The sequence below is a fragment of the Janthinobacterium sp. 35 genome, assembly GCF_002754575.1.
Classification (GTDB): Bacteria; Pseudomonadota; Gammaproteobacteria; order Burkholderiales; family Burkholderiaceae_D; genus Janthinobacterium; species Janthinobacterium tructae.
On sequence record NZ_PEFN01000001.1, the window covers coordinates 3,948,699 to 3,970,739 of the forward strand.

The 22,041-nt window shown below is 63.4% G+C and carries 26 protein-coding genes; 5 read left to right on the forward strand and 21 right to left on the reverse strand.

What is annotated here, in order from left to right; genetic code table 11:
• The first annotated feature begins 13 nt into the window (after positions 1–13).
• The 3 genes from flgL to CLU93_RS17590 all read left to right on the forward strand — a co-directional run bounded on the left by flgL (position 14) and on the right by CLU93_RS17590 (position 3,181).
• Positions 14–1,255, forward strand: coding sequence for a flagellar hook-associated protein FlgL (flgL, locus tag CLU93_RS17580; RefSeq protein ID WP_180287874.1), 1,242 nt, complete (start codon positions 14–16; stop codon positions 1,253–1,255).
• A gap of 168 nt (positions 1,256–1,423) precedes the next feature.
• On the forward strand, positions 1,424–1,876 hold the full coding sequence (locus CLU93_RS17585) for a MarR family winged helix-turn-helix transcriptional regulator (RefSeq protein WP_099762552.1): 453 nt from the start codon (positions 1,424–1,426) through the stop codon (positions 1,874–1,876).
• A 45-nt stretch (positions 1,877–1,921) separates the two neighbouring features.
• The gene (locus tag CLU93_RS17590; protein WP_099762554.1) at positions 1,922–3,181 is read left to right on the forward strand and encodes an MFS transporter; all 1,260 of its coding nucleotides are present in this window, start codon (positions 1,922–1,924) and stop codon (positions 3,179–3,181) included.
• Positions 3,182–3,190: 9 nt separating this feature from the next.
• Here CLU93_RS17590 and CLU93_RS17595 read toward each other — a convergent pair whose 3' ends face one another.
• The gene (locus tag CLU93_RS17595; protein ID WP_099762556.1) at positions 3,191–4,093 is read right to left on the reverse strand and encodes a LysR family transcriptional regulator ArgP; all 903 of its coding nucleotides are present in this window, start codon (positions 4,091–4,093) and stop codon (positions 3,191–3,193) included.
• 73 nt (positions 4,094–4,166) lie between these two features.
• Here CLU93_RS17595 and CLU93_RS17600 point away from each other — a divergent pair, with 73 nt between their 5' ends.
• Positions 4,167–4,811 carry a LysE/ArgO family amino acid transporter gene (locus CLU93_RS17600; RefSeq protein WP_099762558.1) on the forward strand — a complete coding sequence of 215 codons (645 nt, stop codon included), beginning with the start codon at positions 4,167–4,169 and terminating at the stop codon, positions 4,809–4,811.
• A gap of 6 nt (positions 4,812–4,817) precedes the next feature.
• On the opposite strand, the gene fliR is transcribed toward CLU93_RS17600, so the two are convergent.
• The 14 genes from fliR to CLU93_RS28610 form a co-directional block, all read right to left on the reverse strand.
• The gene (gene fliR / locus CLU93_RS17605; protein ID WP_099762560.1) at positions 4,818–5,684 is read right to left on the reverse strand and encodes a flagellar biosynthetic protein FliR; all 867 of its coding nucleotides are present in this window, start codon (positions 5,682–5,684) and stop codon (positions 4,818–4,820) included.
• 16 nt (positions 5,685–5,700) lie between these two features.
• Positions 5,701–5,970, reverse strand: coding sequence for a flagellar biosynthesis protein FliQ (gene fliQ, locus CLU93_RS17610; protein ID WP_099762562.1), 270 nt, complete (start codon positions 5,968–5,970; stop codon positions 5,701–5,703).
• A 10-nt stretch (positions 5,971–5,980) separates the two neighbouring features.
• Entirely contained in the window at positions 5,981–6,739 is a 759-nt protein-coding gene (gene fliP / locus CLU93_RS17615; protein ID WP_099764445.1) for a flagellar type III secretion system pore protein FliP, read from the reverse strand.
• A gap of 7 nt (positions 6,740–6,746) precedes the next feature.
• A complete protein-coding gene (gene fliO, locus CLU93_RS17620; protein ID WP_099762564.1) occupies positions 6,747–7,322 on the reverse strand; it encodes a flagellar biosynthetic protein FliO in 576 nt (191 codons plus the stop codon).
• The gene (gene fliN / locus CLU93_RS17625; protein ID WP_034754038.1) at positions 7,319–7,753 is read right to left on the reverse strand and encodes a flagellar motor switch protein FliN; all 435 of its coding nucleotides are present in this window, start codon (positions 7,751–7,753) and stop codon (positions 7,319–7,321) included. Before fliN ends, fliO begins: the two co-directional genes overlap by 4 nt.
• A gap of 51 nt (positions 7,754–7,804) precedes the next feature.
• Positions 7,805–8,791: a flagellar motor switch protein FliM gene (fliM, locus tag CLU93_RS17630; RefSeq protein WP_071075860.1), complete on the reverse strand. Its 987-nt coding sequence runs from the start codon at positions 8,789–8,791 to the stop codon at positions 7,805–7,807.
• A gap of 6 nt (positions 8,792–8,797) precedes the next feature.
• Positions 8,798–9,310, reverse strand: a complete 513-nt coding sequence (gene fliL, locus CLU93_RS17635; protein WP_071075861.1) for a flagellar basal body-associated protein FliL — start codon at positions 9,308–9,310, stop codon at positions 8,798–8,800.
• A gap of 186 nt (positions 9,311–9,496) precedes the next feature.
• Positions 9,497–10,747: a flagellar hook-length control protein FliK gene (locus CLU93_RS17640; protein ID WP_099762565.1), complete on the reverse strand. Its 1,251-nt coding sequence runs from the start codon at positions 10,745–10,747 to the stop codon at positions 9,497–9,499.
• A gap of 19 nt (positions 10,748–10,766) precedes the next feature.
• On the reverse strand, positions 10,767–11,207 hold the full coding sequence (fliJ, locus tag CLU93_RS17645) for a flagellar export protein FliJ (RefSeq protein ID WP_071075863.1): 441 nt from the start codon (positions 11,205–11,207) through the stop codon (positions 10,767–10,769).
• A gap of 32 nt (positions 11,208–11,239) precedes the next feature.
• On the reverse strand, positions 11,240–12,556 hold the full coding sequence (gene fliI, locus CLU93_RS17650) for a flagellar protein export ATPase FliI (RefSeq protein ID WP_243136568.1): 1,317 nt from the start codon (positions 12,554–12,556) through the stop codon (positions 11,240–11,242).
• Positions 12,557–12,645: 89 nt separating this feature from the next.
• On the reverse strand, positions 12,646–13,359 hold the full coding sequence (locus tag CLU93_RS17655; protein WP_099762569.1) for a flagellar assembly protein FliH: 714 nt from the start codon (positions 13,357–13,359) through the stop codon (positions 12,646–12,648).
• 43 nt (positions 13,360–13,402) lie between these two features.
• The gene (gene fliG / locus CLU93_RS17660; RefSeq protein ID WP_071075865.1) at positions 13,403–14,401 is read right to left on the reverse strand and encodes a flagellar motor switch protein FliG; all 999 of its coding nucleotides are present in this window, start codon (positions 14,399–14,401) and stop codon (positions 13,403–13,405) included.
• Positions 14,394–16,109 carry a flagellar basal-body MS-ring/collar protein FliF gene (gene fliF, locus CLU93_RS17665; protein ID WP_099762571.1) on the reverse strand — a complete coding sequence of 572 codons (1,716 nt, stop codon included), beginning with the start codon at positions 16,107–16,109 and terminating at the stop codon, positions 14,394–14,396. The genes fliG and fliF overlap by 8 nt, the downstream gene beginning before the upstream one ends.
• A gap of 84 nt (positions 16,110–16,193) precedes the next feature.
• Positions 16,194–16,550, reverse strand: coding sequence for a hypothetical protein (locus CLU93_RS28610; protein ID WP_243136610.1), 357 nt, complete (start codon positions 16,548–16,550; stop codon positions 16,194–16,196).
• Here CLU93_RS28610 and fliE point away from each other — a divergent pair.
• Positions 16,447–16,749: a flagellar hook-basal body complex protein FliE gene (gene fliE, locus CLU93_RS17675; protein ID WP_243420430.1), complete on the forward strand. Its 303-nt coding sequence runs from the start codon at positions 16,447–16,449 to the stop codon at positions 16,747–16,749. The genes CLU93_RS28610 and fliE overlap by 104 nt on opposite strands.
• 143 nt (positions 16,750–16,892) lie before the next feature.
• Here fliE and CLU93_RS17680 read toward each other — a convergent pair whose 3' ends face one another.
• From CLU93_RS17680 to fliD, 6 genes are read right to left on the reverse strand one after another with little or no spacing between them, the layout of a single operon-like run.
• Positions 16,893–17,639: a flagellar brake protein gene (locus CLU93_RS17680; protein ID WP_099762578.1), complete on the reverse strand. Its 747-nt coding sequence runs from the start codon at positions 17,637–17,639 to the stop codon at positions 16,893–16,895.
• Between the two features lie 25 nt (positions 17,640–17,664).
• On the reverse strand, positions 17,665–17,991 hold the full coding sequence (locus CLU93_RS17685) for an EscU/YscU/HrcU family type III secretion system export apparatus switch protein (RefSeq protein ID WP_099764446.1): 327 nt from the start codon (positions 17,989–17,991) through the stop codon (positions 17,665–17,667).
• On the reverse strand, positions 17,984–19,171 hold the full coding sequence (gene fliK / locus CLU93_RS17690; RefSeq protein WP_099762580.1) for a flagellar hook-length control protein FliK: 1,188 nt from the start codon (positions 19,169–19,171) through the stop codon (positions 17,984–17,986). Before fliK ends, CLU93_RS17685 begins: the two co-directional genes overlap by 8 nt.
• Before the next feature lie 17 nt (positions 19,172–19,188).
• On the reverse strand, positions 19,189–19,515 hold the full coding sequence (locus CLU93_RS17695; RefSeq protein ID WP_099762582.1) for a flagellar protein FliT: 327 nt from the start codon (positions 19,513–19,515) through the stop codon (positions 19,189–19,191).
• A 3-nt stretch (positions 19,516–19,518) separates the two neighbouring features.
• Positions 19,519–19,974 carry a flagellar export chaperone FliS gene (gene fliS, locus CLU93_RS17700; RefSeq protein WP_099762585.1) on the reverse strand — a complete coding sequence of 152 codons (456 nt, stop codon included), beginning with the start codon at positions 19,972–19,974 and terminating at the stop codon, positions 19,519–19,521.
• Between the two features lie 30 nt (positions 19,975–20,004).
• Complete coding sequence (gene fliD / locus CLU93_RS17705) at positions 20,005–22,002, reverse strand: flagellar filament capping protein FliD (protein ID WP_143451757.1); 1,998 nt, start codon at positions 22,000–22,002, stop codon at positions 20,005–20,007.
• Positions 22,003–22,041: the final 39 nt, after the last annotated feature.

A 22,041-nucleotide genomic window follows, 5' to 3' on the forward strand; every position in this document is an offset into this window, starting at 1 on the left:
GAAGGGCAGCATCATGCGCATCAGCACACGAATGATTTATGACCAGGGCAGTTCGCAGCTGAACAATCTGCAGGGCGCCCTGAACCGTACGCAGATGCAGCTGTCGGCGAACCGCCGCAACCTGACGCCTGCCGACGATCCGATCGCCTCGGCGCGCGCGCTGGAAGTGACGCAGTCGCAATCGATCAATACGCAGTTCGTGACGAACCGTTCGAATGCGAAGAATTTCCTGTCACAGGAAGAGCTGGCGCTGGCCAGCACGGGTTCACTGATTGCGGACGTGAAAGACCTGGTCGTCAAGGCCGGCAATCCCGCGCTGAAAGACGTCGACCGCGACACCCTGGCGAAGGAACTGGAAGGGCGGCTGACCGACTTGCTGGGCATCGCCAACACGGCCGACGGCGCCGGCGGCTACCTGTTTTCCGGCTATAAATCCACTACCCAGCCATTCAGCCAGACGCCGACGGGCGCCACCTATGTGGGCGACCAGGGCCAGCGTGAATTGCAGGTGGGCTCGGCGCGCTACCTGGCGACCAGCGATTCCGGCGCCACCGTCTTTGAAAACAACCTGACCGGCAACGGCAAGTTCACCACGGCCGCCGCCGCCGGCAACTTCGCGCGCGGCGGTTCCGGCATCGTTTCCAGCGGCACGGTGACGGACGCGACGGCATTGACGGGACATAAATATTCCATCGACTTCAAGGTCGCGGGCACGGGTACCGCTGCCGTCACCACGTACACCATCACCGACGCGACCTTGGGCCAGACGGTGCCGAATCCCGCCGTGCCCATCCCCTACAAGAGCGGCGACACCATCTCCTTCGCCGGCCAGCAAGTCAACATCACGGGTGCGCCGGCCGACCAGGACAGCTTTACGCTGGAGCCGAGCGCCAAGGAATCGCTGTTTACCACCGTGAAAAACCTGATCGGCGTGCTGCGCCAGACGACCACTGGCGACGCGGGCCAGGCGCGCCTGGCGAATGGCTTGAGCGCGGCCCACAATATACTCGACACGGCTTACGACAATGTGCTGTCGGTGCGCACCGAAGTGGGCGCGCGCATGAAGGAGCTCGATTATCTTGACAGCGCAGGCGACGATCTCGACCTCCAGTACGCCACCACCCTGTCGGACCTGCAGGACCTGGACATGGTGAAAGCCATTTCCACCTTCACCCAGCAGCAGGTGACCCTGCAGGCGGCGCAGAAAACGTTCACCTCGATCTCGGGCCTGTCGCTGTTCAATTACATCAACTAAGCGCTCGATATCGGCTCGATGACCGGCAAGCCGGGGCAGGGAGAATACCTCCCGCCCCGGCTTTTTTACGTGCGCAAAATGGCCGTCTTGATAAGATGGACAGGCAAACTGTGCAGTCTACCTGCCTATCTGTTATACTGATGGCCGTTGAACCACCCCACGGCTACCATGAGCACCCCACAAGAAGAACACCACGATCACGATCACGTGCTGCAACTGGCCGGCGAATTGCGCATCCTGGTCGGCAAGCTGCGCCGCCGCCTGCGCGAAGAAGCGCATCTGGGCGATGTCAGCATGTCGCAGGCATCCGTGCTGAGCCGCCTCGAGCGCGATGGCCCGGCCACGGCCAGCAGCCTGGCGCGCGCCGAAGGCATGCGGCCCCAGTCGATGGCCGCCACCGTGCAAGCGTTGACGCAAGCGCGCATGGTGACGGGCTCGCCCGACCCGGCGGATGGCCGGCAGACGCTATTGACCCTGACGGACAGTTGCCGTACCTGGATCGCGGCCAGCCGCGCCGCGCGCGAAGACTGGCTGGCGCGCACCATTGAAACCCGGCTCACGCCGGACGAAGTTACCGAACTGAACCATGCAGTGGCCTTACTCAAACGCTTGGCGGAATGATCCGCTGATGTATCCCACAACCTGGCAAGGAGCCCGCACGCCCAGATGAACAACACTTTCCGTTCGCTACGCATTCCCAATTACCGTATCTGGGCCGGTGGCGCCCTGGTGTCGAATATCGGCACCTGGATGCAGCGCACGGCGCAGGATTGGCTGGTGCTGAGCGAATTGACGCAGCACAATGCCAGCGCCGTCGGTATCGTGATGGCCTTGCAATTCGGCCCGCAACTGCTGTTGCTGCCCCTGACGGGCATGGCAGCCGACTTGCTCGACCGCAGGAAATTGCTGCTGTGCACGCAGGCGGCCATGGGCTTGCTGGCGCTGGGACTCGGGATCTTGTGCATCAGCGGCCTGGTACAACTGTGGCATGTATACGTGTTTGCTTTCCTGCTGGGCTGCGTGACGGCCTTCGATTCGCCCGTGCGCCAGACGTTTGTTGCCGAAATCGTCGGCGAGGAAGATTTAACGAACGCCGTGGCGCTCAATTCCACCTCGTTCAATGCGGCGCGCATGCTGGGCCCCGCGGTAGCTGGGCTGCTGATCAGCAGCGTCGGCAGCGGCTGGGTCTTCATCATCAACGCCGCCTCGTTTGCGGCCGTGATCGGTTCGTTGTTGCTGCTGCGCGTGCAATTGCTGCGCCGCGCACCGCGTATCAAGGCCACGCGCGCCAGCCTGGGCGAGGGTTTCCGCTACGTGCGCCAGCGGCCCGACCTGATGGCCATCCTGCTGATGCTGTTCCTGATCGGCACCTTCGGCTTGAATTTCCCGATTTTCCTCTCGACCATGTCGGTCACGGCCTTCCATGCGGGCGCCGGTCAGTATGGCGTGCTCAGTTCCATCATGGCGTGCGGCTCCGTGGCCGGCGCGCTGCTGGCGGCGGGCCGTGGCCAGCCTACGCTGGCCTTGCTGCTGGGGGCGGCGGCGCTGTTCGGCCTGGCCTGCGCGCTGGCCGCCGTGATGCCCAATTATTGGCTGTTCGGCATGATGCTGGTAGTCATCGGCATCGCCGCGCAAACGTTTACCACCAGCGTCAACAGCAGTGTGCAATTGTCGACGGCGCCCGCCATGCGGGGCCGCGTGATGGCGATCCTGCTGGCCATCTCGGCGGGCGGCACGCCGCTGGGCGCACCCGTCGTGGGCTGGGTGGCCGATACCTTCGGCCCGCGCTGGGCGCTGGGCATCGCCGCCCTGTCGGGACTGGCGGCGGCGCTGGTCGGCGTGCGCTACCTGGTCAAACATCACCAGTTGCGGCTGAATGTCGATGTGCGGCACTGGCGTTTCGCGCTCAGCAGCGACCAGCCCTGAGCCTGGCAATCAGGGCGGCAGCAGGCCCGTGCTGGCGGCGGCCAGGATGGCTGCGCTCAAACCGTCGAGCAGGCCGGACGCGGCGCGTGCCGTGTGCCAGTGCAGGGGCACATCCAGGGGCGTAGCGGGCAGCAGTTCGACCAGGCTGCCATTGTCAAGATGAGGCTGGATCAGCGCCTGCGGATGCAAGCCCCAGCCCATGCCGGCCAGGCCGGCCGTGACGAAGGCGTGCGGCGAGGGCAGGGTATGGCGCGGCAATTCCACATGCCGGTGGCACAGGCGCCGCACCCAGCGCGATTGCAGCTCGTCCTTGGCATTGAAGACGAGGCTGGGCGCCAGGGCCAGGCTGGCGGCACCCACGCCATGGGCAAAATGCCGCTGCAGGAAGGCGGGACTGGCAGCCGCCAGGTAGCGCATGTCGCCCAGCGGGCGGCTGTTGCAGCCCGATGCGGGCCGGGCCGTGGCGCTGACGGCGGCCAGCACGGCGCCGCTGCGCAGCCACTCGGCCGTATGGTCCTGGTCGTCGACGGCCACTTGCAGCAGCACCGGGTGCCCGGCCGCGAAGGCGGCGATGGCGGGCGCCAGCCAAGTGGCCAGGCTGTCGGCATTCACGGCGACGGGCAGCGTGGCGCGCGACACGCCCAGTGCTGCCTGCGCCAGCGCCGGCACGGTCCCCTGCAAATCCTGCTCGAGCAGTTGTACCTGGTCCACGTGCTGGCACAGGCGCCGGCCCGTTTCCGTAGCGCGGCAAGGCTGATCGCGTATCACCAGCGCGCAACCGACGCGCTCTTCCAGCAGGCGGATGCGCTGCGAAATGGCCGATGGCGTCACGTGCAAGGCGCGTGCCGCACGCTCGAAACTGCCTTCGCGGATGACGGCGGCCAGGGCGCCCAGGGCGGCATAATCGAGCATGGATGAAGTTTTCCTTAACTTGCTGTAGAAAAGGTAGTTTGCCTTCATTGCGTGCGGCTGGCAAGATCGCCGCATGACACTCTCCGCCACCACCCCACTCGTTTTTTCCGTCTTTTTCCAGGGCATGACCCTGGGTCTGGGACTCATCGTTGCCATCGGCTCGCAAAATGCCTTTGTCTTGCGGCAAGGCTTGCGCCGCGAACATGTGGGCGCCATCGTGCTGTTTTGCGCGCTGGCCGATGCGGCGCTGATTGGCGCCGGCGTGCTGGGCATGGCCCGTGCGCTGGGACAGCGCCCCTTGCTGGCCAGCGCACTGGCGCTGGGCGGCGCCGTTTTCCTTGCCGTCTACGGTTGGCAAGCGCTGCGGCGCGCCCGCCGGCCGCAGCAGCTGCGCGCCGCCGAGGGCGGTGCCGGACTGGGCCTGGGCGCCATCCTGGCCCAGGCGGCGGCATTTACCTTGCTCAATCCGCATGTGTATCTGGATACGGTATTGCTGGTGGGCAGTATTGGCGCCCAGCAGCCGGGTGCGCTGCGCGGCTGGTTTATCGCCGGCGCCAGCGCTGCCAGTCTGCTGTGGTTTGCTGCGCTGGGCTATGGCGCGCGCCGGCTGGCGCCGTGGTTTGCGCGGCCCCGCGCCTGGCAAGTGCTCGATGGCTTGATCGGCGTCACCATGTTCGTGCTGTCGGCGCTGCTGCTGCGCCACGCGCTGGGCGGCTAGCCCTGATCAGCGCGCCGCCGGCAGCGCTGCCGGCGCAGGCGGCGCCGGGCGCAGGGGATTCGACGGCGCGGGCGGCGGTGGCCGGTCGCGCGTGGCGAAGCCGCGCGGCAGCAAACGCGCCGTTTCTATGCCGCGCAGGAACATATTCTGGAAGGGCGTGGCCAGGTAGGGCAGGACCATGCTGATCACCAGCAAGCCCACGCCCAGGGTCACGGGAAAACCGATACCGAAAATGTTCAGCTGCGGCGCGGCCCGCGTCAAAATGCCCAGCGCCACGTTGGTCAGCAGCAGGGCGGCGATGATGGGCAGCGAAATCTGCAGGCCGGAGCGGAAGATTTCCCCGCCCCAGGCCGCCAATTGCTGGAAACCGCCGCCGCTGATGGGACTCGATGAAATGGGCAGGCTGACAAAGCTTTCCGCCAGCGCCGCCAGCAAGACCAGGTGGCCGTTGACTGTCAAGAACATCAAGGTGGCCAGCATGACGAGGAACTGGCTGATGGCGGAAGACCTGCCCTTGGTTTGCGGGTCGAAGAACGAGGCGAAGCCCAGGCCCATGGTGAGACTGCTGAGCTCGCCGGCCATTTCGACGGCGGAAAACACGATGCGGATGGAGAAGCCCATGGCCAGGCCCACCAGCATCTCTTGCGTCAGGATCAGCAAACCGGGCAAGGACATCGGGTTGACGGCCGGCAAGGCCGGCACGGTGGGAGCGATGATCATGGCCAGCAGCGCGCCCAGGGTCACCTTGACGCTGGCCGGCACGGCCGCATTGCCGAACAGGGGCGCGGCCGCGATCAGGCCGAGGATGCGGCTAAGCGGCCACAGCAGTGCTGCGATCCACGTGTTCAGTTCGATGCTCGACAGGGTCAGCATGGCAATGGTGGCTGCACTAACCCACCAGGTTCGGAATGCCGGTAAATACCTGGCGCATGTAGTCGAGCATGACGGACAGCATCCACGGACCGGCCACGACGAGGGCGACAAAGATGCCGACCAGCTTGGGGATGAAAGACAGGGTCGATTCGTTGATCTGCGTGGCCGCCTGGAAAATACTCACGATCAAGCCGATGATGAGGGCGACGAGCAGCATGGGCGCGGCCACCATCAGGGTGATTTCCATCGCATGGCGGCCCAGGGTCATGACGCTTTCGGGTGTCATCGTACTTCCCCTAGTAAAAACTCTGAGACAAGGAGCCCAGCAGCAATTGCCAGCCATCGACCAGCACGAACAGCATCAGCTTGAACGGCAGCGAGATCGTCGCCGGCGACATCATCATCATCCCCATCGACATCAGCACGCTGGCGACCACCATGTCGATGATCAAAAACGGGATGAAGATGGCAAAGCCGATCTGGAATGCCGTTTTCAGTTCGCTGGTGACGAAGGCGGGCACGAGGATGCGCAGCGGCACGTCTTCCGGGCCTTGCAGGGCCGGCGAGCGCGACATCTTGGCAAACAGGGCCAGGTCGGCCTGGCGCGTCTGCTTGAGCATGAAGGTTTTCAGGGGATCGACGCCCTTGTCCATCGCCTGCTGCATGCTGATCTTGTTTTCCTGGTAAGGAAGATAGGCATCCGTATAAATCTTGTCGAACACGGGGCCCATGACGAACAGGGTCAGGAACAGGGCCAGTCCCACCAGCACCTGGTTCGGCGGCGCCGATTGCGTGCCAATGGCCTGGCGCAGCAGGGACAGAACGATGATGATGCGCGTAAAGCAGGTCATCATCAAGAGGGCCGCCGGCAGGAAGGTGAGCGACGTCATCAGGATGAGCGTCTGCACCGGCAGCGAGTAATTCTGTCCGCCGCCCGGCGCCGGCGTACTGTTGAAGGCCGGGATACCCGGCTGGGCCATGGCCCACAGCGGCAAGGCCAGGGCGGCGGCCGCCAGCAGCCAGATCAGGGGAGTCTTTACGTGGGACCACGCCATCTGCTGCTTATTTCCCATTGCGTTTTTCGATGGTCTGTTTCAGCCACTCGGAAAAATTGGCGGCCGCGGGGCCGTTTTGCGTCGTTGCCAGTTGCGGCAACTCGCCTTCCTGGCGCGGCATGGTGGCCAGCGCGTTGATACGGCCGGGCGAGGCGCCGACGACGATCCACTGGTCGGCCACTTCGACGAGGACGATGCGTTCGCGTCCGCCCAGATTGAGCGAGCTGACGACGCGCATCTTGTTGTTGCCGCCCATGACTTTGGGGCCATAGCGCTTCATGAACCAGGCCAGGCCGATCAGCAGGGCCAGCACGAACACCAGCGCCAGGATGGTTTGCAGCAAGCTGCCGGCCGAGCTCGTCGGCGCCATCGTCATGGGCGCGCCCGCCGGCATGGCGGGCAGGGCAGGTGCGGGTGCCGCTGCAGCGGCGGGTTTTTCAGATGCCACTTCGGCAGCTGCGCTGGGCGCCGCCGTTTCGGCCGGGACCGAAGCTAGTACGGGCGCCGAAGCGGGCGCCGCCAGCGCAATGCTGCATGCCGCCATGAGCGGCAGCACGGTGGAAATCAACAGGCCAGGCTTCATTTATTCAATTTTCGGATGCGTTCGGAAGGCGTGATGATGTCGGTCAGGCGGATACCAAACTTGTCATTCACCACCACCACTTCGCCCTGGGCGATCAGGCAGCCGTTCACCAGCACGTCCATCGGTTCGCCCGCCAGGCCGTCGAGTTCGACCACGGAACCCTGTGCCAGTTGCAGCAGGTTCTTGATGGCGATCTTGGTACGGCCCAGTTCGACCGTCAGTTGCACGGGGATATCGAGGATGAAATCGATATCGTTGTGCGTTTCCGACTTCGACGCCTGCTTGGAAAAGTCCTTGAACACGGCCGCGCTGGCCGCGCTGGCCGTATTGGCGGCCTGATTTTGCAGCGCTTCGGCTTCCGCCTTGGCCTGCTCGGCAATGGCCGCGCCCCAATCGTCTTCCGCGCTTTGGTCGTCTTGGTTGTCAGACATGTGTTTCTCCTGTTGTACAGATACGGACCGCAACGCGGCCCGGGTAGGTATTTAGTGATTATTCATGTTATCGGAATTTGCCAATAACTTTTCAACCTTCAGCGCATATTGTCCGTTCAACACGCCATATGTGCAATCCATCACGGGCACGCCGTCGACGGTGGCGGCGATCAGTTCGGGAATATTGAGCGGAATGATGTCGCCCACCTTCATGTTCAAAATCTCGTCGAACGAGACGCGCGCCGTGCCCAGCGACGCCACCAGTTCGACTTCGGCGATCTGGATCTGCTGTGTCATCAGGCGGATCCAGCGCTTGTCCACTTCCAGCGCTTCGCCTTGCAGGCTCGAGGTCAGCGAATCGCGGATCGGTTCGATCATCGAATACGGCATGCAGAAGTGGATTTGTCCGGAAACGGAGCCCAGTTCCACCGTAAACGTCGAGGCGACGACGACCTCGTTCGGCGTGGCGATGTTGGCGAACTGCGTGTTCATTTCCGAGCGGATATATTCGAACTCGACGGGGAAGACCGGTTCCCACGACTTGGTATAGGCTTCAAAGACGATGTCGAGGATGCGCAAGATGATGCGCTGCTCCGTCTGCGTAAAGTCGCGTCCTTCGACACGCGTATGAAAACGTCCGTCGCCGCCAAACAGATTGTCGACCAGCAGGAACACCAGGCCCGGATCGAAGACCATCAGGGCCGTGCCGCGCAGCGGCTTCATGTGCACCAGGTTCAGATTGGTCGGCACCACCAGGTTGCGGATGAACTCGCTGTACTTCGAGACGCGCACGGAACCCACCGACACTTCGGCACTGCGGCGCAGGAAGTTGAACAGGCCCACGCGCAGCAGGCGGGCGAAACGCTCGTTGATAATTTCCAACGTTGGCATCCGGCCGCGCACGATGCGCTCCTGGGTTGCCAGGTTGTAGGTACGAACTCCCGTGACATCTTCCGGCGCCTGCGCGTCGTCCTGGTCTCCGTTGACGCCCTTCAGAAGGGCATCGACTTCTTCCTGGGAGAGGAAATTATCGGCCATGGCTGCTTATTGAATGATGAATGCGGTAAATAATACGTCCGTCACGTCCTGCTCCGGCCCTTTGTCCTCGAACGGCTGGTTCACCTGATTGATGATTTCGGCCGCCAGTTGCTGCTTGCCTTCCACGGTATTGAGTTCGGATGCCTTCTTGCCGGACAGCAGCAGCAGCAAGCGGCTGCGCACTTTCGGCATGTTGACCTTGATCAAGTCCATTTCTTCCGCGCTGCTCGCCTGCAAGGTGAAGGCGATCTGCAGGTATTGCTCGCCATTTTCCGGCTGCAAGTTGACGGTGAAGGAGTCGATGGGCACGAAGACGGGAGGGCCTGCCTTGGAAGCGGCATGTTTTTTCTTGCTGGGCGCCGCTTCTTCTTTATCGGCCTTGCCATGCAGGAAGTACCAGGCTGCACCACCACCGATGCCGCCAGCCACCAGCACCGAGGCCAGTACGATGATCAGAAGCTTCTTTTTCGAGGCGCCGGGGGGGGCCAGGCCTGCATCTGCTTTCGGATCTGCTTTCATTTTTGGATTTGCTTTCAATGGTACTCGAGTGCATGGAAGTGGATCACGACGCCATTATGTCATTATCGGCAAATTCTGCGCAGAAGGATGCAGTGAAAAGAGGGCGGAAGCGCCCTCAACTCGCTGTTTTTAGACGAAAAGTTACTCTCTGGGAGGCGCCTGAGGCCTGCGGCCGACGAATTGGCCTCAGGCAAAGGTATCCACTGCACTCAGGCTGGGGCGGCTGCGTCCGCCTGCAGCCGGCGCGATGGCGATCTCGCCACCGGAGACGCCGCCGCCCTGGCCATTGCCGCGGCGTTCGCCCGAGGCGGCACGCTCGCCATTGTGTTGCTGTTCCGGCGTGCCGGCCGAGACGGTGGCGCTGCCGAAGGCGATGCCCGCTTCGCTCATCATCTCGCGTAGGCGCGGCATGGCCGCTTCCAGCGCCTGGCGTACTTCGGGCTGGGCCGACATGAAGGCGGCATCGGCCTGGTCATTGGTGACCGTCAGGACCACTTGCACAGGTCCCAGGTCGGGTGGATTCAGGGTCAGGGTGGCGCTCTGGTCGCCACCGGCCGCCATCCACACGACTTTCTGTCCCAGCTGCTGGTCCCAGGCCGGCGTGCCGACCCGGCCCGTCAGCTTGTCTGCCGGCACGGCCACAGCGGCGGCGGCCTGCTGCAGCGCGCCTGGCTGCAACTGGGCCGCCAGGCGGCTCAGGTCGGCAGGTGCTTCCTTGATGCTCGCGTCGCTCACGGCGCTGCCAGCCTTGGCCGTGGCCGCCAGCTGCGCATCGATGGCCAGCTTGCCCGGCTCGGCCTTGCCGCTCGGCACGCTGGTGCCTGGCGTGGCGCTTGTCTTGCCTTGGGCCAGGCCCAGGCTGTCGGCAAAGTCGCCGCTGTCGGCTTGCGCGATGACTGTGGCGGCGGCCTTGCCGCTGCCCTGGCCGGCTGCCAGCAAGGCCCCTGTTGCCAGGTTCTTGCCCTCGGTCTTGACGCTGGAGCGCACGGGCAGTTCCGGCGCGGCCTTGGCCGCTGGCGGCTGGATTGCCAGCTGGATGCTGCCCACCAGGGCCAGCATCTCGGCGGCCGGATCGGCAGGCGGCGGGACTGTCGCGGCGGGCACGCTGGCCTCGGCCTCGGCCGTGGCGCTGTCGCTGGTAGCGGGCGCGGATGGCTGTTCCTTGTTGGTGGCCGGTTCGGTGGTGTCCGCGTGCGCCGGCGTCGTGTCCTTGGCCGGCGCCTGCATGGCAGCATGGCTGGCGGGGCGGGCTGCCGCCGACGCTTGTACTTGCGCTTGCTCCATATTGCGGCTGGCCTGGCGTTGCTCGATCTGGCGGTTCAGGGTGCGCTGGAAGTCGCCCGCCGTGCTGCTGGTGGGCGCCTGGCTGCGGTTGGCGGTGCCCGGCGTGGCGTTTGGCGAGATAATCTGGGAAATCGGTGTTGGCTGGGTTTGCATGATGCTGCCTCAGTGTTGCTTAGCGTTTGTAATAGGCTTGTCGCGCCGCGTGCTCATCCATTGCTTTCTGGTCGCGCTTGTTTTCCAGCTTCAGCGCCTGTTCCTGCGCCCGATTGTTCAGGGTGGTGTACGACATGCGCTTGCGTTCGGCCAGTTGCCAGCGCATCTTTTCATTCTCGCTGCGTGCTTGCGCATGTTCGACCACCTGCTGCTGGCCCTGGATGGCGCTGTCGAGCTTGACCATGAAGGCCTGGAAATTGCGGTAAGCCATGGGCGTGATGCCGTTGCTCATGCTCGCCTCGAAGCGCTGGGCATAGTCGTCGCGGTAGCCGGACAGCATGTCGAGCTTCTGGCGGCAATCGTCGAGCGCTTTCAGGGCCGCGCCCAGGCGCTTGGCGCAATCGTCCGTTTCGCGCTGGGCAAGGTCGATCAGGGTTGCAAGTTGGGAAGGAGAAGCCATGCCTGATTATATTCCCGCCATGCAAGCCCTAATCAGTCGAATAGAGCGGTAAGTTGCCCCAAGCTCTCGTCCATGCTGACCCGCTCGGTGATTTGCTGTTGCAAAAACGCCTCGATCTTTTCATGCAGGGCGATGGCCTGGTCCAGTACGGGGTCGGTGCCGGCGCTGTAGGCGCCCACGCTGATCAGGTCGCGGCTGCGTTCATAGCGCGAATACAGCTGTTTCAGCTTGCGCGCCTGCTGCTGGTGTTCATGCGTGGTGATCGAGTGGGCGGCGCGCGAAATCGATTGCTCGATGTCAATGGCGGGATAATGGCCCGCCTCGGCCAGGCGCCGGTTCAGCACGATGTGGCCATCGAGAATCGCGCGCGCCGAGTCGGCGATCGGGTCTTGCTGGTCATCGCCCTCGGTCAGCACGGTGTAGAAGGCGGTGATCGAGCCGCCGCCTTCCTCGCCATTGCCGGCCCGCTCCACCAGCACGGGCAGCTTGGCGAAGACGGACGGCGGATACCCCTTGGTAGCGGGCGGTTCGCCGATGGCCAGGGCGATTTCGCGCTGCGCCATGGCGTAGCGGGTCAGCGAATCCATGATCAACAGCACGTTTTGCCCCTGGTCGCGGAAATACTCGGCAATGGCCGTCGCATACGCGGCGCCCTGCAGGCGCATCAGCGGCGGCGTGTCGGCCGGCGCCGCCACGACGACGGAGCGGGCCAGGCCTTCCGCACCGAGGATTTGCTCGATGAATTCCTTGACTTCGCGTCCCCGTTCGCCGATCAGGCCGACGACGATCACGTCCGCCTCCGTGTAGCGGGCCATCATGCCCAGCAGCACGCTCTTGCCCACGCCGGAACCGGCGAACAGGCCCATGCGCTGGCCCCGGCCCACGGTCAGCATGGCATTGATCGAGCGCACGCCCACGTCCAGCGTGGTCACGATGGGCGCGCGGCCCAGCGGATTGGCGGGGCGAACGTTGATGGGGGCGCTGTCCGTCGTGAGCAGGGGGCCGAGCTGGTCGAGCGGACGGCCCGCGCCGTCGAGCACGCGGCCCAGCAGTTGCGGTCCCACGGGCAGGTGGCGCGCGCGGTCGCTGGGGCGGCGGCGCGGATGCGCCACGCTGCCGGGACGGGGGATGGCCGGTTCGACGGAAAACACGCGCGTGCCGGGCACGATGCCTTCGACATCGCTTTGCGGCATCAAAAACAGGCGCTCGCCTTCAAAGCCCACGACTTCCGCCTCGACCCTGCCGCCATTGGGCAGCGGCACGGTGCAGGCGGCGCCGACGGCCAGGCGCAGGCCCACCGCTTCCATCACCAGGCCGGCCACGCGCGTGACCCGGCCCGATATTTGCATTGGTTCCACAAAGCCGACCACGGCCGAACAGTCGCTCAGGTAGGCGCGCCAGCGCGCCGCATGGGCAGTTGGGCCTTTGACGGGCTCGCTCACGGCGCCAGCCAGTCCAGGTCCTTGCCCAGCGCATGCGTCAGGCGCTGCCAGCGGGTGGAGCTTTGCGCATCGATCTGGTTGCTGGCCGTGTCGATCTTGCAGCCGCCGCGTTCCACGGACGGGTCTTCGATGACCCTCCAGCCACCCTTGTCGAGTTCATCGCCGATGCCGTCGCGCACCACTTGCGCATCTTCCGGATTGAGCATCAGCAAGGCCGGTTGTTGCAGCACAGGCAAATACTCGATGGCTTCGCGCACCAGCGGCAGCATCAGCTCGGGGCGCACGGGCAAGGCCGTCTTCAGCATGGCCTTGGCCAGTTGCAAGGCCAGTTCCATGACGTCGTTGGCGATCAGTTCATCGGCCTGGTGCACGGCCGTGCCGAAGTCGACGGCGATGCTTTGCAGATGCGCCAACTCGATGGCGGAAGCGGCCTTGCCTTGCGCATATGACTCGGCATGGCCATCGGCATGCCCGGCCGCGTGGCCTTCCGCATAGCCGGCGGCGCGGCCCTCATCGAAGGCGGTGGCGCGCGCTTCCTCGCGGATGGCGTCGAGTTCTTCCTGCGTCGGGTATTCCAGCGGCGCGGCCGGCTCTGCTTCCGACAGCTCGCCGTATGGATCCATTTCCGGGTCGAATTCGGGTTCAGGATCGGGTTCGAGCAGCTTGCGCGCCGCCACCACGCTGGGACGCTCGTCGCCAAACGAGGTCATTTCCCAGCGCTGGTAAGCGGTTTGCTGCTCTTTGGGTATTAAATTAGACAAACGAATCCTCGCCTTTTCCACCCAGGACTATCTGCCCTTCGTCCGCCAGGCGGCGCACGATTTGCAGGATCTGTTTCTGCTGCGACTCCACTTCCGACAGGCGCACGGGGCCTTTCGACTCCAGGTCTTCGCGCATCATCTCGCCGGCACGCTGCGACATGTTCTTGAAGATCTTGTCGCGCAGCTCTTGCGAGGCACCTTTCAGGGCGATGATCAGCATTTCCGACTGTACTTCGCGCAGCAGCAACTGGATGCCGCGGTCGTCGATGTCGATCACGTTGTCGAACACGAACATTTCGTCCATGATCTTTTGCGCCATGTCGTTGTCGTAGTTCTTGATATTGTCCATGACGGAGCCTTCTTGCTCGCCGCTCATGAAGTTAAGGATCTCGGCCGCCGCGCGCACACCGCCCAGCGACGATTTCTTGATGTTTTCGTTACCCGACAGCAGTTTCGTCAGCACATCGTTGAGTTCGCGCAAGGCGGCCGGCTGCACGCCGTCCAGGGTGGCGATGCGCAGCACCACGTCGTTGCGCAGGCGGTCCGTGAAATGGCCGAGGATTTCGCACGCCTGGTCGCGTTCCAGGTGGACCAGGATGGTGGCGATGATCTGCGGGTGTTCGTTGCGGATCAGTTCGGACACGGATTGCGAATCCATCCATTTCAGCGATTCGATGCCGGACGCATCCTTGCCGCCCAGGATGCGCGACAGCAGCACCGACGCCTTGTCGTCGCCCAGCGCCTTGGTCAGCACTTGCCGGATGTATTCGTCCGAATCGAGGCCGACGGTGGAATTGAGTTCCGTCTGCGCGCGGAAGTCGTCGAGCACCTCGACCACCTGTTCGTGCGCAATGCCCTTCATGGTGGCCATGGCGGCGCCCAGTTTCAGCACTTCGCGCGGGCCGAGGAATTTCATGACCTCGGCCGCTTCGCTCTCGCCCAGTGCCAGCATCAGGATCGATGCTTTTTGCAGTCCCGTTGTCTCACTCATTATTGCCTATCCATGCTTTGATTACGTTGGCCACCACGCGTGGGTCGTCCTGTGCCAGTTTCCTCGCCATCGCCAGGTTTTCGCGATAACCGCGGGCCGTATCTTCTTCCAGTTCTTCCAGCTCCGCTTCGCTGAGCAGGACTTCGTTTTCTGCGCCGTCCTTGGCCAGTTCCGGCTCGATGACGGGTGGTGGCGCGCCGAAATCGTCGATCTTGCGCATCACGGGGCGCAGCATCGGGCGCACGATCTTGATGAAGATATACAACAGGATCAGGGCCGTGATGAGGAATTTCGCCAGTTCCTTGGCCAGCGGCAGGTTGGCCGGGTCGCGCCACCACTCCAGCTTGCCTTCCGGCGCGCGGTCGATGCCGTCGAACGGCGAGTTGGCCACGCTGAAGCTGTCGCCCCGCTCCTTGTTGTAGCCCATCGCTTCCTTGACCAGGTTATTGATCTGCACCATTTCGGCAGGCGAAATCGGCTTGACCGTGACCTTGCCATCCTTGTCGAAGCTGCGGCGGTAGTTGACGACGACGGCCACCGACAGGCGGCGCAGGCCGCCCATGGATTTCTGCTCGTAGCGCACGGTCTTGTCAACTTCGTAATTTGTCGTCGATTCCTTCTGGCTCGGTGCCGTCGCTGCACCGGCCGGTGCGCCTGGCGCTTCCGCCGTCAACGGCGCCGTGGCCACGCCCGGCGGCTGGTTCGACAGCGCACCCGGCACGCCGGACGGGTTGGCATTGCCGGCGCCCGTCGATTCGCTCGTTTGCTGGCTGCGGATGGTGGATGCTTCCGGCGGCGAGTTCGGCTTGTAGGTTTCGGCCGCCTGCTCGCTTTGCGAGAAATCCACGTCGGCCGTCGCTTCGGCGCGCACATTGCCTTCGCCGACGATGGGCAGCAAGATCGATTCGACTTGCTTGATCACGCTTTGCTGCAATTGCTGCACGTACTTTAACTGGTTCGGGTCCAGGCTCTTGATGCCGTTGGCGCGGTCCTTGTCCTTTTCCTGGTTCGACAGCAAGCTGCCGGCCTGGTCGACCACGGTGACATTGACTGGAAGCAATTCCGGCACGCTGGACGCCACCAGGTGCACGATGGCGCTGACCTGTAACTGGTCCAGGCCGCGGCCCGGATGCAGGTTCAGCAGCACGGAAGCCGTCGGTTTTTGCTGTTCGCGCACGAAGACGGACGGTTTGGGCAGGGCCAGGTGGACTCTTGCCGTGTCGACGGCGGACACCGATTCGATCGATTTCGCCAGTTCGCCTTCGAGGGCGCGCTGGAAATTGACCTGTTCCAGGAATTGCGAGACGCCCAGCTTCTGGTTTTCCATCAGCTCGAAACCCACGTTGCCGCCCTTCGGCAAGCCTTGCGCCGCCAGTTTCAGGCGCGCATCGTGGACTTGCTCGGTGGGCACGAGAATGGCGCCGCCGCCTTCGGAAAACTTGTGCTTGATGCCCAGCTGGTCCAGCGATGCGGTGATGGCACCGCCGTCGCGGTCCGTATAGTTGGAGAACAGGACCTTGTATTCGGGGGGCTGGTTCCACATGTACAGGGCCACGCCGATGGCGATCAGTGCCGCCACACCCAGGCCGCGCAAGAAATTCTTGCCCATCGGCGTCTTGGCGAACGCTTGCACGGACTCCACGGGCGAGCGGGCAGGCGCCGGTTCCGGCGGTATGCGGTTCACATCGATTTCTTCGGCTACAGCCATGATTGCCTTCCAGGGCGTGTGGTTTGACGGGTGTTGGGTGGTGCGTGGGGGCCGCTTCCTCGGGAGGAGGGGCGATATGCAGAATTATCCGCCACTGTCACGCGCTTCAATCGTCCAAACAGAAGGCGCTTTTGCCGCCTGCTCGGCCGAGCGGCTGGCGTTGGCGCTGGTATTGTGGAACCCTGGCAACATGTGACGGAAGTTATTGTACCCGTCGTTGCCTTGCAAGCCAGGGTTTTGTTCTCTGGGTGCAACAGGCATGGAACAGATATGAAGCAGACCAGAATCGGGAGGCAAAGTGAAAACAGGCGGTATCGATAGCAGCAGGATCGAGGCGATGATCGCGCAACTGAAGTCGGCGGCCACGCGGCCGGAGGCGAAAATACCGGCGATCCAGACTGAAATGCCGGCAGCGAAGGTGAATTTTGCCGATGCCTTCAAGAGCGCGCTCGATTCCGTGAGCGGCGCGCAAAAGGCGTCGTCGGCGATGGGCCAGCGCTTTACCATGGGTGACGAAAAGGTCAGCCTGTCGGATGTGATGGTGTCGATGCAAAAATCGAGCATCGAATTCCAGGCGACGGTGCAGGTGAGAAACAAGCTCGTATCGGCGTATCACGAGATCATGAATATGCAGGTTTGATACAGGCAAGTGTATTGCTATGTCACGAACGCCTTACAAACCGTAGCGAGCGGAAGCCAGTTGTGGCCGAGAAGCGGAACTGTACTCTAGTACAGTGAGCATCGCAGGCCGCAAATGGCGACGCGCAGTAGGTTTGTAAGGTGTTAACCTAACCCCGCCATGCGCGCATTCCTCTCACGCTCCAGCCGCGTGATATAGCGCTGCACGTGCGCCAGCATGCTGCGCGGCAGGTCGACGAACTGGCAGCCCAGGCGGCGGTTCAGCTTGTTGTTCAGCAGGGTCATGTCCAGCGAATTGCGAATTTGCAAGGTGGCGGTGACGATGCCGACGTCAGGCAAGTCGATGCGGCAACCGGGATAGTCCCTGCCGATGGTCTCGCCCAGTATCAGTTTATTGTCCAGGATGGCGATGCCGCCGCAGCTGATGTCGGCCAGCGGAAACAGGGTGTCGGTGCCGCCCAGCGAGGGTGGCAGGGGAATCGAGACGCGCACGGGATTGCTCACGGGCGTGGTCATGCGGTAATACTCGCGCCGCTGCAGGCGGATCAATGTTTCTGGAATGGCAATTTTCAAGGCGGGTGTGCCGCCGTAATTGCACTCTTGCACCTGGGCACTGGCAAACAGGATGCGGATCTTGTCTAGCGACGTTTCAAACGAGATGCCCTTGGCGGCCAGCATGCGCCGGTTCTGGTCGTTGTTCACGGAACGGTCGAGGATGACGGTATTGTGGTCGGCATCGACTTCCAGGATGGAGGTGACGCACACATCGGATTCACCATGGATCAGCATGCGGATTAGCTGGTTCTTTTCGCTGATGCTGCGCAGCAAGGCGACGATTTCCCGCCGCGATTCCACTTCAAAGTCATGCCAGTTTTCGAGGCCGGAATCCATAATATGTGCTTGCATTGATGCCTGTCTATGTATCGGTGAGGTGGACGCTGGTGTCGGGCGGCGGCGGGATCGGTCCGCCATTCGCAGATTCAATATGATATAACCAGGCCAGCAGTTCCGCAATCGCCCGATACAGGCCGGGTGGAATCTGGCGGTCCAGGTCGACATCCATCAACAGCGCCACCAATTCCTTCGATTCATGCACGAAGACGCCGTGTTCGCGCGCCGTGCTGATGATCTGGTCCGCGATCAGGCCGCTGCCCTTGGCCACCACCTTGGGCGCCGGCGTGCCGCTCTGGTAGGCCAGGGCGACGGCCGTCTGCGGCACCTTGCGCTTGGTGTCGTCAAGCATCATCTGCTTCCGCTGGCCCGGCCGCCTCCGGCGTGCCGGCGATCGTCAATGACGACAGCGGCCAGCCGGCGGCGTCCAGCGACGCTTCCAGGCGCGCCGCATGCTGGCGCAAGGTATCGGCGCTGGCGTCGCTGCCGGCCTGCAGCTGGATGGCCACCCGGCCGCCCTGCAAGACCACGTGCGCGGCCAGGTCGCCCAGCAGGGGGAACTGGAAGCGCACATTGCTGCGCCAGGCCGTCGCTTCCTCGTCGTCCTGCGTGCCAGCGTGCTGCTGTCCTTCCGGCGTATCCTGGCTGATATCCCACTGCATCTTCTGGCCGGGCCAGGCTTCGCCCTGCCACTGCACGCGCGCCTGTTCGTGCGTATGCAGCTGTAAATTGATCAGTTGCGCCGAGGCCAGGTCGGTGCCCGTCCTGGGCGTCTCGCCCGGCGCGGCCTTTTGCATTTGCGGTTCCAGCAGCAGCGAGGCCAGCGGGCGCTTGCCTTCGGCCCATTCGGCCACGTGCGATTCATAGAACAGGCCGCTGCTGCCGACCGTGTCGCGCAGCTTTTGTGCCACCTGGGCGGGATCGGCTCCCGGCGCGGCCATCAACGGCGTCTTGCCGACCAGCGCCAGGGGCGCGCCGGGCACGCTTTCAGCCTGGCTGAGTACGCTGCTGATGGCGCGCGCGGTGGTGCTCAGTTCCGGCGCCGGCGTATCGCCTGCCAGGGCGGGCAGCAAGTTGGCCGGCGTCAGGGGCGCGCGGCTGAGCAGGGTGGCGGCCGTGCTGCTGGCGCGCGTGCCCGCCTGGGCGGCGCCGGTGTGGGGACCGCGCGCTTCAAGGGCGTCGGGTTCGGCCTCCGCGTCGGCATACGTCAGCAGGGCGCTGGCGGGCTGGTCGCGGTGAGTGCCGATTTGAAACGAGGGGCGGGGATTGATGCCGATCAGGGTCAGGGGAATTTCGGTGCCCGGCTGGGCGCCGGCGGGCAGCTGCATGCGGGCCGGCGTGCCGGCCACCCGCACCAGGTAGCTGCCATCGCCCATGCGCGCCAGCACCTGGCCCTGCATGGATTTGCCGATCAGTCCCTGCAGCGAGCGCTGGAACTCGGCCTGGCGCGGGTCGGCGACGGCGTCGGCCGGGCGCGCGCCCTTGACCGGTGTCAGGGGCGGCATGCCGATGGCATCCATCTTCGGCAACATGGCGCCCCCGCTTGCGTTTAGACGCCGTAGGCGTTGGCCAGGCGCCGTTCGGTGCCCGTGCTGTTGATCAGCTTGGACAAATGCGCCATCCACGGCATGGTCAGGTCGCGGATCTTGCGGTCGTCTTCCAGTATCTGCTTGATCAGGGCGACCTTGCGCTGGCGGCCGGCGCTTTCCAGCACGACTTTTGCTTCATTCGCTTTCAGCGCTTCTACATGCGCGCTCACTTGCTGCTCCAGCGCTTCGAACGCGTCCCAGTCGGCGTTGCTGGCGGCCGTCACCATCCGGCCCGTCAGGGTCTGCATGGTTTCATACGTGGTCAGGACTTCTTGATTGGTCATCATGGTTCAGGCGCTCGCATAGTTGGAGATGCTGGTAACAGATGCATCGCTAGCGGCAATATTCATGCCGGAAGGCGTGCCTATGGCGTTCCAGGTGTCGCGCAGGTCGGTCAGAAGGCGCTGTATCTCTTCGAGGATGCTCAGGTCATTTTTCAGGTTGGCCGTCAGCAATCGCGCGCCCATGTATTCATACAGCGCATCGAGGTTTTCGGCGATCTGGCCGCCCGCATTCTTGTCCAGGCTGGCGCGCAGTCCCTGGTCGATCAGTTGCATGGCGCGTGAAATGGACTTGCCCTTTTCCGGGATATTGCCAGCTTTCATGTGCATCTGCGCGCTCAGCACGGCTACCAGGGCGCCGTCGTACAGCATGGCGATCAGCTTGTGCGGGGAAGCGGCGCCTATGCCCGTTTCCAGGCCAACCTTGGCGTAGGATTGCGCGCCTTTGTTTGATGATCCAAACATTCGTTTTCCTCTAGTAGATATGCGTTAACTCTAAGACAGCTTCGCCAGTTGCTGAGTCAAATAATTGGTGGTGCTGTTCATCGAACTGAGCTTCACGTCGAGCGAACTGTATTGTTTGCGCAGCCTCGCCTCGGTCAGGGTCAGGCGGCTATTGAGCGCATCGCGCTGCTTGGTGATATCGGCAATGCTCTTGTTCAAGCCGTCATTCTTGTTTTGAATCAGGCCGGCCGTGCCCAGGTAGCTGTCGGTCGTGCTGGCAAACAGCGCGCTGACGCCTTTCGAAATATTTACCGTGCCCCGGCCGCCCAACTGGCCGCCGTTGATCAGCACCGCAATGCCGGCGCTGCCCGAGCCGGGCGCACCGGTCAGGGTCTGACCGCTGCCAACGGCCACGGCGCCGTCGATGGTGCCCGCTACGTCCACGCCGGTGGTCATGGTCGGGCTGCCAAACAGCCCATCGGCGCCGTTGCCGGTAATTTCCAGCTTCGACGCGGAACCATATTTGTTCGAGGTAATACTGATGATGCCGTTTTCCTGCTTGACCGTCACGCCGACAGTTTTGTCGGTGCTGCCGGAGGCGCCATTGATCAGCGACTGCAGATGGCTGACCAGGCTGTCCGCCGTGTAGTTGCCCGGCACCAGCGTGGCCTTGCTGCTGACGCCATTGATCGTCATCGAGAGGTTGTCGTTGACGCCAGCGATGATGTTCAGAGCCGCTGGCGCGCTGCCCGCCAGGGTGCCTTGCGTGGCCAGCTTGGAAATCGAGATGGCCTTGGTGCCGACCGTCGAGTTACTGGTCGAGCTGACGAAGCTGACCAGGCTGTCGCTGGTCGAACCGGAGGTGGCCAGCAGCTTGATCACGTCGTCCGGACTCTTGTCGATGGCCGTTTGCAGCTTGCCCGTATCGAGCTTGAGCGTGCCATCCTTTTGGAAGGCGACGCCCAGCTGGCTCAGGCTCGTCACGCTGCCTGACAAGCCAGGCACGTTGCTGGAAAACATCTTGCGCAAGCTCGCCTGCAGGCTCAGCGTGGTCGAGTCGCCCACCAGCGGGCCGCCCGTGCGCGCCGCACCCTTTTTCAGGTCGGGCGTGACGGCCGTCAGACCGTTGACGGTGGTATTGAGATCATTGTAGGCCTTGACGAAGTTGCTCAGGGCCGTCTTGATGCCGGAGGTATCCATGCTGACGCCGACATTGCTGGTGCCGATCTTCAGTACCGACATCGTCACGCCAGGCACGGCGTTGTCGACGTTATTGGTCGGGCTGGTGATGGCCACGCCATTGACGGTCAGTTTGGCATTTTGGCCAGCATTGCTTTGCTTCATGTTCTGCGTGCCGTTTGGCGCGTAGGACAATAAATCGCTCAAGTCCTGGTCGCCAGCGACGGAAACGCGCATGCTCGACGTTTCGCCGCTCTTGTCCGAGGTCAGCACCAGGCGGTTCGGCGTGCTGCTACCGTCGGAAATAATGCTGGCGGTCACGCCGACGCCAGCCTTGTTGATGGCGTCGCGGATGCCTTGCAGCGAGTTGTTGCTGCTGTCGATGGTGACGGTGCGGGCCGTGCGCGTCGCATCGAGATCGAAAGTGGCCCCCGTATACTTGCCGTCGGCCAGGGTGCCGCCCGTGACGCTGCCGAAGTCAAAAGTGAGCACGGTGCTGGCGCCAGAACCGATCAGCGCGCTGGTGCTGACCTGTCCGGCGGCGCTGATGGTTTGCGCCTGCGCCAGTTGGCCCACGTTGACACTGTAGTTACCCTTGACGGTGTCCTTGCCGGCGGTGGCAGTCAGGACCTTGTCGTCCGAGGTGGTGGCGTTGGCCACCTTGTATTTCGAGGCATCGGCCAGCGCGGTGACGGTGGTCTGGAATGCGCCGACGGCGCCGCTCAGGGTGCCATAGGCGGATAATTGGGTGGTGATGGCCTTCTCTTTGTTCTGCATGGCGACAAAGGGGCGGCTTTCCACGGTCATCAGTTGACTGACCAGGCTATTTACGTCGAGGACGCCACCAGTACTGAGGGATGAGACAGCCACAATGACCTCCTAGAGAATGCATGAATATAACTGGTTAAC